General features: G+C 62.4%; 13 protein-coding genes. 8 read left to right on the top strand and 5 right to left on the bottom strand.

Annotated elements, in window-relative coordinates:
* Positions 1 to 17: 17 nt before the first annotated feature.
* The gene (locus AC1D75_RS15655; protein ID WP_495516251.1) at positions 18 to 857 is read left to right on the top strand and encodes a helix-turn-helix domain-containing protein; all 840 of its coding nucleotides are present in this window, start codon (positions 18 to 20) and stop codon (positions 855 to 857) included.
* A gap of 9 nt (positions 858 to 866) precedes the next feature.
* On the opposite strand, the gene AC1D75_RS15660 is transcribed toward AC1D75_RS15655, so the two are convergent.
* The gene (locus tag AC1D75_RS15660; RefSeq protein WP_495516252.1) at positions 867 to 1,247 is read right to left on the bottom strand and encodes a hypothetical protein; all 381 of its coding nucleotides are present in this window, start codon (positions 1,245 to 1,247) and stop codon (positions 867 to 869) included.
* Positions 1,248 to 1,406: 159 nt separating this feature from the next.
* Here AC1D75_RS15660 and AC1D75_RS15665 point away from each other — a divergent pair, with 159 nt between their 5' ends.
* The gene (locus AC1D75_RS15665) at positions 1,407 to 3,068 is read left to right on the top strand and encodes an FAD-binding dehydrogenase (RefSeq protein WP_495516253.1); all 1,662 of its coding nucleotides are present in this window, start codon (positions 1,407 to 1,409) and stop codon (positions 3,066 to 3,068) included.
* Positions 3,069 to 3,390: 322 nt separating this feature from the next.
* On the top strand, positions 3,391 to 4,074 hold the full coding sequence (locus AC1D75_RS15670; RefSeq protein WP_495516254.1) for an AbiV family abortive infection protein: 684 nt from the start codon (positions 3,391 to 3,393) through the stop codon (positions 4,072 to 4,074).
* A gap of 86 nt (positions 4,075 to 4,160) precedes the next feature.
* On the opposite strand, the gene AC1D75_RS15675 is transcribed toward AC1D75_RS15670, so the two are convergent.
* The 3 genes from AC1D75_RS15675 to AC1D75_RS15685 all read right to left on the bottom strand — a co-directional run bounded on the left by AC1D75_RS15675 (position 4,161) and on the right by AC1D75_RS15685 (position 7,253).
* On the bottom strand, positions 4,161 to 4,961 hold the full coding sequence (locus AC1D75_RS15675) for a hypothetical protein (RefSeq protein ID WP_495516255.1): 801 nt from the start codon (positions 4,959 to 4,961) through the stop codon (positions 4,161 to 4,163).
* A gap of 347 nt (positions 4,962 to 5,308) precedes the next feature.
* Positions 5,309 to 5,923, bottom strand: coding sequence for a hypothetical protein (locus AC1D75_RS15680; RefSeq protein ID WP_495516256.1), 615 nt, complete (start codon positions 5,921 to 5,923; stop codon positions 5,309 to 5,311).
* A gap of 166 nt (positions 5,924 to 6,089) precedes the next feature.
* Positions 6,090 to 7,253 (bottom strand): hypothetical protein, encoded by a 1,164-nt coding sequence (locus AC1D75_RS15685; RefSeq protein WP_495516257.1) that lies wholly within the window; start codon positions 7,251 to 7,253, stop codon positions 6,090 to 6,092.
* A 156-nt stretch (positions 7,254 to 7,409) separates the two neighbouring features.
* Here AC1D75_RS15685 and AC1D75_RS15690 point away from each other — a divergent pair, with 156 nt between their 5' ends.
* The 4 genes from AC1D75_RS15690 (at position 7,410) to AC1D75_RS15705 (ending at position 11,180) form a co-directional block, all read left to right on the top strand.
* A complete protein-coding gene (locus tag AC1D75_RS15690) occupies positions 7,410 to 7,868 on the top strand; it encodes a cupin domain-containing protein (protein ID WP_495516258.1) in 459 nt (152 codons plus the stop codon).
* Positions 7,869 to 8,067: 199 nt separating this feature from the next.
* Entirely contained in the window at positions 8,068 to 8,889 is an 822-nt protein-coding gene (locus tag AC1D75_RS15695) for an SDR family oxidoreductase (protein WP_495516259.1), read from the top strand.
* Positions 8,890 to 8,928: 39 nt separating this feature from the next.
* Positions 8,929 to 10,152 carry an acyl-CoA dehydrogenase family protein gene (locus AC1D75_RS15700; RefSeq protein ID WP_495516260.1) on the top strand — a complete coding sequence of 408 codons (1,224 nt, stop codon included), beginning with the start codon at positions 8,929 to 8,931 and terminating at the stop codon, positions 10,150 to 10,152.
* Positions 10,149 to 11,180: a phosphotransferase family protein gene (locus tag AC1D75_RS15705; RefSeq protein ID WP_495516261.1), complete on the top strand. Its 1,032-nt coding sequence runs from the start codon at positions 10,149 to 10,151 to the stop codon at positions 11,178 to 11,180. Before AC1D75_RS15700 ends, AC1D75_RS15705 begins: the two co-directional genes overlap by 4 nt.
* A gap of 31 nt (positions 11,181 to 11,211) precedes the next feature.
* On the opposite strand, the gene AC1D75_RS15710 is transcribed toward AC1D75_RS15705, so the two are convergent.
* The gene (locus AC1D75_RS15710) at positions 11,212 to 11,886 is read right to left on the bottom strand and encodes a winged helix-turn-helix transcriptional regulator (RefSeq protein WP_495516262.1); all 675 of its coding nucleotides are present in this window, start codon (positions 11,884 to 11,886) and stop codon (positions 11,212 to 11,214) included.
* A gap of 172 nt (positions 11,887 to 12,058) precedes the next feature.
* On the opposite strand from AC1D75_RS15710, the gene AC1D75_RS15715 reads away from it, so the two are divergent.
* Positions 12,059 to 12,880, top strand: coding sequence for a class I SAM-dependent methyltransferase (locus tag AC1D75_RS15715; protein WP_495516263.1), 822 nt, complete (start codon positions 12,059 to 12,061; stop codon positions 12,878 to 12,880).
* Positions 12,881 to 12,884: the final 4 nt, after the last annotated feature.

Raw genomic sequence — 12,884 nt, forward strand, 5'->3', positions numbered from 1 at the left:
GGGTGCAGGGGGCAGGCTTGAACAAACGCGACAAGATGGACCCCGTCAGCACACCGCCGAGGGGCCAACTGAATCCCGGGCGCGACGGCGTGCGACTACACCGAATACCGTTGTCGCCCGGCGACCTGTTGCGGCACGTGTGGATAGCGGTCTGGGATCTCGACATGCCGGTGCTGCAGCCGGTACTCGAACATCCGGGCGGCAATGTGGTGATCGAACCTGATCGGGCTGCACTGTATTGCGTGAGCCAGGGGACCAGCGAACAGAAGTTGCAGGGCCGCGGGTGGGCTGCCGGGGTGTTGCTGCGTCCGGCCGCGATCACCGTGATGACCGGTCGGTCGATGGCCCCCGGATCACGGTCGGGCCCGGCGTTGCCGATCGGTATGCCCTTGCCCATCCCCGGCGACGACGACCTCACCGCTTCGGTCCGAGCGGCGATGACCGCTGAAGATCGCAGTCCAGAGGACAGATACCAGCAGGCGGCTCAGTTGTACGAGCGGTGGGCTCAACGATGGTCGGTTGATGAGGAAGGCATTCTGATCAACCGGGTGATCGACCTTGTCGAGGACGATGGCGGACCACGACGGGTGGCCGACCTCGCTGCGGCGGTCGCCGTGTCGACCCGCGCCCTGCAGCGCCTGACAGTGCATCGCACCGGGCTGAGCCCCAAATGGCTGATCCAGCGGCGTCGACTACAGGATGCGGCGATGGCCTTACGCAGAGGTGACGCGACGATCGCTGATGTGGCGGCTGAACTGGGGTACTCCGATCAGGCCCATCTGGCACGCGAGTTCAAGGCAGTCATCGGGCGCACGCCCAGTGACTACCTGCGCGAAGCGACTTCCGAGACGTCCTGATCGTTCATTTCAGGCGCGACGCCGCAGTCCTAACAGTCCGCGCACCATGGATTCGGCGGACGAGACCGGGGCCATCAGCTTTTCGGCGATATCGACGATGTTTTCGACCCGGCCGGCAATCTTCTCCATCCTCTCGACAACGCCGACCATGTTCGTCACCATCGCATCCACCCGGGACAGTGTCGCCGAGAAGTCATCGAGGGCACCACTGAGACTCTCCAGCGTTGTGTCGAATCCGGTCATCGCCCGGTCGAAGTCGGTCAGTGCCGACCCGAGGCCTTCGATGAGCGAATCCATCTGTCCCACAGTTCGATCGGCATTGAGGGCGGCCTGGGCCAGCGTGCGGAAACGTTGTCGGTCGGGATCGTCCGGAGAATCCTTGGTTGCCACCGGTCCAGTATCGCCCGCGTAGCGCCTCGATGAGACCTGGATGGACGCAAAGGGCTCGTGTTCACAACACACTGCAAGTCCTTCCCTATGCTCACAGGGGGCGTAGAGGAACTCCGAAGCGCCTTTCAGTGATGAACCATGGCAGGCAGGGGTGTACGGGTGTCCGAGCAATTTGATGTGATCGTTGTCGGCGCGGGTCTGGCGGGTCTGGTCGCTGCTCACGAGTTGGTCAAGGCCGGCAAACGAGTGGCCATCGTCGACCAGGAGAACGAACAGAACCTCGGTGGACAGGCGTTCTGGTCGCTCGGCGGTCTGTTCATGGTGAACACGCCGGAGCAACGCCGACTCGGGATCAAGGACTCTGTGGAACTCGCACGGGCAGACTGGCTGGGGTCGGCTGGGTTCGATCGAGCTCGTGAAGACCATTGGCCACGTCAGTGGGCCGAGGCGTACGTCAATTTTGCTGCCGGTGAGAAGCGTTCATACCTTCACGAACTGGGCCTGAAGGTGATGCCCACCGTCGGATGGGCCGAACGCGGTTCCGGATCGGCGAGCGGACACGGAAACTCGGTACCGCGCTTCCACATCACCTGGGGTACCGGTCCCGAGGTGGTCCGGGTCTTCCGGGAGCCCGTCCTCGCCGGTGCGGCCAAGGGCCTGGTCACTTTCAAATACCGACATCAGGTCGACGCGATCATTGTCGAGGACGGACGGGCAGTAGGTGTCCGGGGGACGGTGCTGGTCCCGTCGACCCAGCCACGCGGGGTGTCGTCGAGTCGGGAACGGGAATCGGACTTCGAACTTCGAGCGCAGGCGGTTGTCGTCACCTCCGGCGGCATCGGCGGCAACTTCGAGTTGGTGAAGAAGAACTGGCCCACCGATCGATTGGGTCCGGCACCCGAGCACATGATCACCGGCGTGCCCGCCCATGTTGATGGTCGGATGCTGCAGATCACCGAAGATGCGGGCGGCAGCGTGGTCAACCGTGACCGGATGTGGCACTACACCGAAGGAATCCAGAACTGGGATCCGATCTGGCCCGATCATGCGATCCGCATCATCCCGGGCCCGTCGTCACTGTGGCTCGATGCGACCGGAAAGCGCTTGCCGGTACCGAATTTCCCCGGATTCGACTCGCTGGGCACGCTTGGGACGATCACCCGTGGCGGCCACGATTTCACCTGGTTCATCCTCACCCAGGCGATCATCGAGAAGGAGTTCGCGCTCTCTGGCTCGGAGCAGAACCCTGACTTCACCGACAAAGATTTCAAACTGCTTCTGCAGCGGGTGAAAAAGGGAGCAACCGGTCCGGTCGAGGCATTCAAGGAACACGGTGCCGACTTCGTGGTTCGTGACAATCTGCGAGATCTGGTGGCGGGCATGAACGAGATCACCCCCGGACCACAGTTGGATTTCGACCAGGTGGCCGCCGAGGTGCGCGCGCGCGACAGTCAGATCGACAACAACTACACCAAAGACATGCAGATCATGGCGATTCGTAACGCGCGTAACTACCTCAGCGACAAGCTGATTCGGGTGGCCACGCCGCACCGCCTGGAAGACCCCAAATATGGTCCGATGATCGCGGTCCGTCTGCACCTCGTGACACGCAAAACCCTGGGTGGTCTGGAGACGAACCTCGACTCGCAGGTGATCCGCCACGATGGCAGTGCCTTCGACGGTCTGTATGCCGCAGGCGAGGTCGCCGGATTCGGTGGCGGCGGGGTCCATGGCTACAACGCACTGGAGGGGACCTTCCTTGGTGGTTGCATCTTCTCCGGTCGCGCGGCCGGTCGAGCACTGGCGCGTGACCTCGGCTAGGTCCTATTCGACCTGTTCAGGGTCCTCGATACCGGGTTCCGGTTCGGCGAGGATTTTTTGCCAGGCCGCTGCGAAGGTTTCGTTGACGTGCTGGGCACGTTGCGGGGTACTATTTTCCAGCTCCTCCCTGGTGAGCAGCCCACCGCTCCGCGTCCCAGGACGATGTCGACGTGGCGCTCTTTCTGCCGAGTCGTGAGTTCGAGCCCGATGCCCGCGAGTTCGCCCTCGCGAGCATCAGGAGCGGTTCCCGGCCCGGCAGCTTCAAGGTCGTCCCGCGGAATGTGGGCTAGGTTCTGTCAGAGGTGCGATACATCATTGCTCCATGACCCTCCGGCTCACAGCAGATTACTCACGCCGCTATTGGCATGTGTTGATAGCAAACGTCGTTGCACTGATCGACGATGCAAAAGCCCTCTTGGACAACGATTCTCCTGGTCGAGCCCGCTCGCTTCTGGTTCTCGCGCAGGAGGAATTGGCTAGGGCTAATGCGGTCTACTCAGCGTCGTTGACCGCGTGGGAAAGCGGTGGGAAGGTCGAGTTATCCGCACCCCCGGGCGGCCCGAAGCATCACCTGGCTGTGTCGAACAGCCACCGCGACAAGATCGCCGCGACCGACAACTTCGCGCTCGACCTGGGGCCGTTCTGGGGTGACTACAGCGCATGGGAGACAGGGGTCGTGCCCGAGCCAGGCCGATTGCCCGCCGATGTCGATCGTGAGAAGCAGGCTGGGTTCTATGTTGCGTCGGTCCCGGGTAAGGGCGGGCACTTCGAGTCCCCGCTCGATATCGAGGTAGCGCCTGTCGCCGCCGAACTGGAACGGGTCGCCCAACTCGCCGAGATGGCACTCATCAGCGACCACACGCGCAAGCAGGCGCTCGACACCTCCGGTGAGGACAGCGCCCAAGACCTGTACTGGGTTGTGCTGCGCTACGCGCATCCTGAGATCTACACCGAGTTCGTGGGCGACGCGGAGGATCCGCCCAGCAACGAGCTACCCGAAAAGTAGAGCGACGCCCCGGTCGAGCAGATCAACACCGGGGCGTCGAGGTGTGGCCTCACGAGCCCGTTTTGAATCTAGCTACCGGGGTGCGCCTACTGCGCCTCAAACGATTCAGGTTCGTCGCCGTAGTCGTAGCGGGGTCGACGATCGAACGCAGCGCGGAGTTCCTCGTCGTCCATGATGTAGTAGGTATTCGCGACCTCATACGCGATACCCCGGTTGACCCTCACGAAGGTGGCTTTGAGTCCGCAGGGATCGTCGACGTTGCAGACACCGCACTTCTTGCGATTGTCCTCGTTCATGTGATCCTTGGTGAGCCTGACCAGTGCCTCCAGCCAGCGGTTGCGGGCTGCGTAGATCAGGTTCAGCCGCCGCTCGGGATCGTCGGTGGACGTCAATAGACTCTCGGAACCGCCACCCGATCCCCACACCGCGATCTCGCCGACGAGACCTTTGTCGAGTTTTGTCAGCGTCCGCTTGGTCAGGCACGGAGTTCGTTCGTTGCACACGCCACACCGCCCGCCGCCATCGTCGGCGATGTGCTCCTTGGTCAGCTCGACGAGTGTCCTGCGAGTCTTGATCAAGGACGCTATCGCGGTCTCGATCTGAGCCTCGAAGTCGACCGGCGGCTTCGGTGGCGGCACAGGTTTCATGGGACGCACGGGAGTCGTCGCCACCTGTCGGAGCCACTCGCTTCGCTGTTGGGCCTCCCGCCGATCAGCGCTGACGTAGCGCAGCAATGCCTTTTGGTCCTCGACCGACAGCATGGCGGTGTGAGCATTGGGCCTGATCTTGGCCTTTACACGGTAGTCCCGGAACTGAGGTCGCGTCAGACCGTAGTGCTTGCAGAAGTCGCGCACAGATCGACGCGCGAGCGGCTCATCATCGGACAAGGGGGTAGACCTCCTGGTGCGTCGCCGCGACCAAGACATCACCGACCCCGATGTGACTGACCCGCCTGCAGAGCGAGCCGATAACCCATTAGGCTGAAGCAGTATCGCCAAATACGCGTCGAGCCCTGTCGGAGTCCGCTCTGGCAGGGCCTCGGCGTCTCTGGGCAGACCCGGGTGAGCCTGCCGTTCACCATCGTAAGCTGCGACACCGACAACCTCGATCACACTGTGGATAACTCTGCGTTTCACGTGCGAAAAACGCGTAGGTGAACGAGTGACGGCCACCCAGCACTCCCGAATAAGGCCGCTGAAAAGGCGATATCTCTAATAAGGGGATAACCGATGTTTCAAGTGGTTGGCCAACACTGCCAAATACTTGTCCGAACGCGCTGCCAGGTTCGGGACTCTTTAACCGGAATGTCCACGCCGGAGGCGGTTTTGGCGATACCGGCGCAATCGTCGAGTTGTTGTTTGTCATCGTGATGATCAACTGTGCCGGCAACCCTCGATGGGACTTGCCGAGCAGATTGCATTTTCAAATCGCTTTGAGCGCATCGTGACGCTGTTGGCCCATCGAGCGGGTATCGCGCTCGGCGCCAACTCTTCACCCTGCATGTGTTAAACCGGCCGACTGCTTTCAGGCCACGGATCCGGGAGGAGGTTTGTCCTTTGGTCAACCGCAACTCTTGCCGCACGAAACCGAACAACGACGAATACCCCGCCTTGGTAAACGACGAGCGGTCCGAGGCCACCAACAGGTGACGCAACCCGGTGAACTCGACCTTGCGGGAGATCCGTTCATGCACCCGCACAATCTCGGTGACCTCACTGTCAGACATATCCGACGACGAATAATCATTGATATCAGCGAGCAACAACTCCAGCTCGAGATACTTGGCCACCAACACCGGAATCGAAGAAGAATCAACCGTCACGTCATCAGATGGATCGTCAGTCATCATGCCTTCCAGCGCATCTGATCGAAATCTTTCAACCAGGCTACCCAGGAGAACGTGACGTGTCGAATGTTTGTTCGAGTAATAGTACGGCCCCGATGCGGCGTACTCGCTGTGGGGCAACGAGTTACGCGCGCCAGAGTCGCCGGCCCACTACTTCGAAGGTCGGTGGTCAGCCGACGCGTTCGGGCGGTATGGACTTCTCGTCGGCCTCCTCGGCCTCGTCGGCCTCGTCGGCCTCGTCGGCCTCGTCGGCTGCAGCGACTGCTTCGGCGTGTGCTCTCGGGCTCGCGGCGCGCGCTCGCAGATCGAGGTGGTAGGAGATGATCGCCAGTGTGAACAGTCCGACCGCCAGGCTCACGAGCGCCCCGAACCCCTCGGTGGCAAAGTCGACCAAGGCGTTGAGCATGGTGGAAATCAGTGCGGCATAACGTAGGAACTGCAATGGCCAGAGTTTGTCGGTGCGATTGCGGGCGATCATCGCCGGTACCGCAAGCGCCAATGTGGCGATGGCGCTCACCAGAGAGATGGCGCCGGCTGCGTCCCTTCCATCGAGGTCGAGTACCACGTTGTCGCTCTCGTAGGAGCCGTCGACCGTCAGCCCGACAACGGTGAAGATCAATGCGATAAATGCCGAGAAGACCAGCAACCAGCACATGATGGGCAGCCACCGCGGATTGAGCAGGAATTTCGGAATCAACCGCGGTGCCCACTGCTGCAGTGCGTGGAGTCGAGCCGATGCGATGGGAGCGCTGATGAGCAGTTCGCGGATGTTCTGGGCGGTCTCTGGGTCGGCGTCGAGTTCCTCCGCTCGTTCCACCATCCGTAGAGCGAGTTCGCGGCGGTGGGCCTGGAGCCCGCGGGCCACACCGTCGGCGGCGATGGCGGCTGCCGACGCGAGGTTCTCGTTCGCGCTCAGTGGCCTTATCTCCCTCATGATCCGACCGATGACGATCACGACAACCACCAGCACGTACATGATCTCCGCCGACGGTCCATAGAAGTAGTCGTTGTCCTTGGTGACGAACTTGCCGACCTCGTCGAGGAAGAGCCCGAACCCGATACCGCCGAACAACACGGTGGCCATCCGTGACCCGTTGCCGAGAAACCACCAATTCACCAGCAGCGCAAGCATCATCAATGCGCCGCCGTACAGGGCGTGAGCGATGTGAAGGCTTCCGCCACCGACCTGCGGGTAGTCGGTCAACCAGAGATATGCCCTGGTAACCAGGATGGTGGCGATCGCAATGATCATGAATGCCTCGGCTGAGGAGGTTCCCAAGGCGTTGCGGGTGAACAACCCGATCTTTGGCACCCGGCGGACGGTCGATGTCACAGCACTCCTCGGCTCGTCGAAATATGTAGGCGGACAATTATCGATCGAATTGTAGGCGCGCGCCCGCGCGGATATGTCTCATAACGGAAGCAAGGGGAGATGTCTGTTTTCTTTCGAAGCCGGGTGAGCTGCGGTAATCCCGCATACTCTGTGCTGATGATGAAACTAATCCGGTCGGTAACTGCGGTGGCGGCCTTGTCCTGCGCCGCACTGATGGTGCCGACCACCGCGAATGCAACACCCGGTGAGGGCATTTCCGCGGTGACGCTTGCCGATATCGAGATCCCCGCCGATCTCTTGCCCTTCATTCCCGATGGTTTGCATGCCGTGGCCAAGCAGATCACCATTGCCCCTGGTGGAACGACCGGCTGGCATTACCACGACGGTCCAGTCGTGGGAATCGTGCAGGCAGGCACACTCACTCACCCCGGGCCGGACTGTAAACCGGTGATCTACAAGACCGGACAACTCATCAACGAGCCCGCAGGCGACGACAATGTCCATCAAGGACAAAACCTCGGCAAAGTGCCGGTGATTCTTGATGTCGTCTATCTCGAACCCCTGGGCGCTCCGCTTTTCGAAGACGCGACTGCGCCACCCTGCGCCGCCAAATAGCACCCCAATCCACGGACGGCCGATAAAACCGCCGACCGTGCCGAAATAGCAATCGAGCGGGCGGAAATAACAATCACGCGGTCACGGACCTTCAATGGTTCGAGGGTTTGAGTGTATTTTCGACCCGGCCGGCGGCAATTGCGGCACCTTCGACAGCGTTTTGGGCCCGTTCGACGGTGGGGCCTCTAGCATCGGTTGGGTGAAGATCGCAGGAAAAGTTGCCGTTGTCACCGGAGGTGGCGCCGGAATCGGTGCGGCCCTGGCTCGGGCGTTGGCCGCCGCGGATGTGAGTGTGTTGGTCGCAGACCTCAACGCTCCGGCCGCCGACGCTGTGGCGGCACAGATCGCCGCGACACATCCGGTCCGCGCGATCGCGATGGGCGGTGACGTCTCCGACCCTGAGATCCTGGAGGCGATGATCGGCCGAGCCGCGGCGGAGCTGGGGCCTGTCGAGATCTTTTTCGCCAACGCCGGAACCACCGCGGGGTTGGGTCTGGACACCTCCGACGCACTCTGGGAAGTGGCACTCGACGTCAACGTCATGGCGCACGTGAGGGCTGCCCGGATCCTGGTTCCGCGGTGGCTGGAGAGCGGCAGCGGCTATTTCGTGTCCACGGCATCGGCGGCGGGTCTGCTGACCCAGATCGGTTCGGCACCGTACTCGGTGACCAAGCATGCGGCGGTCGGGTTTGCCGAGTGGTTGTCGGTGACCTACGGCGATCAGGGGATCGCGGTCAGCTGCCTGTGTCCGATGGGGGTTGAGACCGCTTTGCTACGCGAGGGCTTCGAGACGGACACACCAGGTGCGTCGGTGGCTGCGCGGGCGGTGACCGAATCCGGTGCAGTGCTCAGTCCGGCGGATGTGGCCGATCAGGTGCTGGCAGCGATGGCAGATGAGAGATTCTTGATTCTGCCGCATCCAGAGGTTCTGGACTTCTACCGTAACAAGGGCTCCGACTACGACCGGTGGATCGCAGGCATGCGGCGCTTTCAACGCCACCTGGTCGCGGACGGGGACTGACGCCAATCGCCCGACGACAACGAATGTAGGTATGTGGCAATGGATTTTGCGTACTCCGACCGCTGCGCCGACTATCGTGGGCGCCTGCTGGCCTTCATGGACGAACACATCTATCCGGCTGAGGAGGTTTATGCCCAGCAGATGCGTGCATCCGGCGACCCGCATTTTGATCCACCGATCATCGAAGAACTCAAGACCGAGGCCAAAGCACGTGGCCTGTGGAACCTCTTTCATCCCGACCCCCGGTTCGGACCGGGCCTGAGCAACTCCGAGTACGCACCGCTGGCCGAGATCATGGGTCACAGTGCGTTGCTGGCACCCGAGGCGTGCAACTGCTCGGCTCCGGATACCGGCAACATGGAAGTGCTCAGTCTGTTCGGTACCGACGAGCACAAAGAGAAATGGCTCGCTCCGCTCCTGGACGGGACGATCCGTTCCGCGTTCGCGATGACCGAACCCGCTGTGGCCAGTTCCGATGCCACCAACATTCAGATGAGCATGCAGCCCGACGGTGACCACTGGATCCTCAACGGCCGCAAATGGTGGACGTCCAATGCCCTGCACCCCAACTGCAAGGTACTGATCGTGATGGGCAAGACCGATCCGTACGCGGCGGTGCACGCGCAGCAGTCGATGATGGTGGTTCCGATCGATGCGCCGGGAGTCACAGTGCTGCGCAACCTTCCGGTTTTCGGCTATCACGACCGCGAAGGCCACGCCGAGGTCCTGTTCGAAAACGTCCGGGTGCCGGACAAAGACGTGCTCGCGGGCGCCGGAGCCGGGTTCATGATCGGGCAGGCCAGGCTCGGACCGGGCCGTATCCATCACTGTATGCGAGCGATCGGCATGGCCGAACGCGCTCTGGAACTCATGTGCACCCGAGCCTCCCTGCGCATTGCCTTCGGGAAACCGCTTGCTGCGCAATCGAATATCCAGGACTGGATCGCCGAGGCCAGGATCGAGATCGAGATGGCGCGTCTGCTCACGCTGAAGGCGGCGTGGATGATGGACACCGTCGGCAACAAAGCGGCCCGCAGCGAGATCGCCGCGATCAAGGTGGCTGCCCCGAACATGGCACTGAAGATCGTGGACCGCGCGATTCAGGTCCACGGCGGTGGTGGCGTCTCCGATGACTTCCCGCTGGCGAGCATGTACGCCCATCTGCGGGCGCTGCGCTTGGCTGACGGTCCCGACGAGGTACACAAACGGACGATCGCGCGTCAGGAACTCGGTCGGTACCGGAAGATCGGTGCACAGTCGTGAGTGGTGTGGTCGGGATCGACACCGACGCCGTCTCCACCTGGATCACCGGTCTGGGAATCGGCGCCGTAGAACCCATCACGTTCGACCGCGTCGGCAACGGTCAGTCGAATCTGACGTTTCGGGTCCAGGATGCAGCCGGCTCCCGGTGGATCCTGCGACGGCCGCCGTTGGGCACGCTGCTCGCATCGGCCCATGACGTACTGCGTGAGCATCGGATCATGTCGGCACTGCACGACACCGCGGTTCCGGTGCCGGAGATGATCGCCACCACCTCTGATCCCGCGATCACCGATGCGCCGCTGGTTCTGATGAGCTTCATCGACGGTGCGGTCATCGACAATCCGGAGGCAGCGGCAGCTTTGTCGGTGGACCAGCGCCGCCAGATCGGACTGAGCCTGCCCCGCGCACTCGGAACCATCCACGCGGTGGACCTCGACGCCACCGGGCTGTCCGATCTGGCCAGTCACAAACCCTATGCGGCGCGGTTGCTGAAGCGCTGGAGTGCGCAATGGGACCATTCGAAAACCCGTGAGGTCGCGGAGATCGCCTCTGTGGCACAGGCTTTGGCGGACCATACTCCCGAGCAGGCCGAGCTGACGCTGGTGCACGGCGACTACCACCTCAGCAACGTCATCACATCGCCGCAACACGGTCAGGTGGTCGGTGTCGTCGACTGGGAGTTGTGCACGCTGGGGGAGCCGCTGGCCGACCTCGGCAACCTGCTCGCCTTCTGGCCGGAATCCGGTGACGGATTGACCGGGCATTTCACGGTGCCCACCGCACCGGGCTTTCCCAAGCGTGCCGAATTGATCGAGGCCTACGCCGAGGCGACAGGACGGGACGTCGGCCAGATCGGGTACTGGCACACGATGGCCCTGTGGCGGCTGACGATCATCGGCGAAGGAATTGTTCGGCGCCTGCTGAATGATCCCCGGAACGCTTCGCGGGACGGTGGGCTGACCAGGCAGGTTGTCGACGATCTCGTTGCGCGGACCATTCAGGTGGGCGAAGAGGTCTCGATTCTCTGACGCACTGAGGGCGCCGGCCAGTGCTTACGGTTCAGACCGGCCGCGGGATCCGTGACATCTGGCCCTGACCAATCCAGTCGGGTATCCCACTGCGGATGTCGCGCGCGGCAGTGATCTCGACGTCGCCGCACTTCAGCGCAGCGTTCCAGGAGCGATCGCCACGCCAGATCGCGGTCAGGTCCCGCAGCGTCGCGTCCACGGTGGCATCGATGTCGAAACCGGGATCGTAGTCGCATACATCGACGTCACCCCCGGACACCACCAGCCACCACCGGGACGCCTTGGCCGGGACTCCGGCCAGACGGAAGGCCACCACCGTCCGCGAGCGCGGCCACTGCTCGACGGGGACGGTGCGGCGAATGTCCCATAGCAACAGGTGCGGGTCGAGGTCGGCTTCACCGAGCTCACCGATCCAGCGCATGCCCCACGAATTGAGCGCCTGGACGACTGTCGACAACTCTTTCCCGCTCTCGGTGAGCGCATATTCTGTTCTGCCGCCATCGATCTCGCGAGTGATGATCCCGGCGCGTTCGAGCGTCCGCAGTCGCTTCGACAACAGCGCCGGGGACATCTTCGGGACCCCACGCCGCAGTTCGTTGAAATGACTACTGCCTGCAAGCAGTTCACGCACCACCAGCAGGGTCCACCGCTCGTCGAGAACCTCCATGGCCTTGGCGACGGGGCAGAACTGACCGTATCCAGACATCGGGACTCCTTGCGTTGTCCTTGCCAGTACACACCCAGTCCGTTCGACACACCAGTACAGATTCAGAACCTGAACCGATACAGATCTGGAACTGGAAGACGCAGCGAGGTGGTTGCAACATCGAAGACGTCAGAGATCCACAAACCGTTACCTCAGACCAAGGAGTCCGGCGATGGCAACACGAACAACAACCCCAGACCCGATCAAGATCAAGCACCGAGCGCTGTGGGCGTCCGGTGACTATCCAGCCGTCGCCACCGAGGTGATCGCAAACCTCGGTCCGGCGCTGGTCGACGCGGTGGGAATCCGCGCAAACGAGCGCGTACTGGACGTCGCCGCGGGTTCGGGTAACGCAGCCATCCCCGCTGCCGAAACCGGTGCCGCGGTGGTCGCAGGCGATTTGACCCCCGAATTGTTCACGGCCGGGCGACAACTGGCCACCGAACGCCAGGTCGAACTCACGTGGCGGGAAGCAGATGCAGAAGCACTTCCTTTCGACGACAACAGCTTTGATGTCGTGATCTCATGCGTCGGTGCGATGTTCGCGCCACACCACCAACAGACCGCCGATGAGATCGTCCGGGTCTGCCGCGCCGGAGGACGGATCGGGCTGATCAATTGGACTCCGCAGGGGTTCATCGGCCAGATGTTCGCGACGATGAAGGCATATGCACCGCCACCACCTCCCGGTGCCCAGCCGCCGCCGTTGTGGGGTCAGGAGGACCACGTACGGACGCTTTTCGGCGACCGGATTGCCGACGTCACCGCGGTGAGGCAGACATTGAAGGTGGACCGTTTCGAGACCCCCGAAGAGTTCCGGGAGTTCTTCAAGGCGACCTACGGTCCCACGATTGCGGTCTACAAGGCCAACGCCGAAAACGCTGAGGCGACAGCGGCTCTGGACACCGGTTTGGCCGACCTCGCCCGCAATGCCCTTGATGATGACGGTGTGATGGAGTGGGAGTACCTGCTCTTCACCGCAGTCGTGAAGTGACGGG

The sequence above is a fragment of the Williamsia sp. Y712 genome, from assembly GCF_059445525.1.

What these genes read in the sequence shown, in the direction of transcription:
- AC1D75_RS15715 (WP_495516263.1), top strand. Translation starts at nt 12,059, where the DNA reads ATGGCAACACGAACAACAACCCCAGACCCGATCAAGATCAAGCACCGA.
- AC1D75_RS15710 (WP_495516262.1), bottom strand. Translation starts at nt 11,886, where the DNA reads ATGTCTGGATACGGTCAGTTCTGCCCCGTCGCCAAGGCCATGGAGGTT.
- AC1D75_RS15670 (WP_495516254.1), top strand. Translation starts at nt 3,391, where the DNA reads ATGACCCTCCGGCTCACAGCAGATTACTCACGCCGCTATTGGCATGTG.
- AC1D75_RS15700 (WP_495516260.1), top strand. Translation starts at nt 8,929, where the DNA reads ATGGATTTTGCGTACTCCGACCGCTGCGCCGACTATCGTGGGCGCCTG.
- AC1D75_RS15680 (WP_495516256.1), bottom strand. Translation starts at nt 5,923, where the DNA reads ATGATGACTGACGATCCATCTGATGACGTGACGGTTGATTCTTCTTCG.
- AC1D75_RS15690 (WP_495516258.1), top strand. Translation starts at nt 7,410, where the DNA reads ATGATGAAACTAATCCGGTCGGTAACTGCGGTGGCGGCCTTGTCCTGC.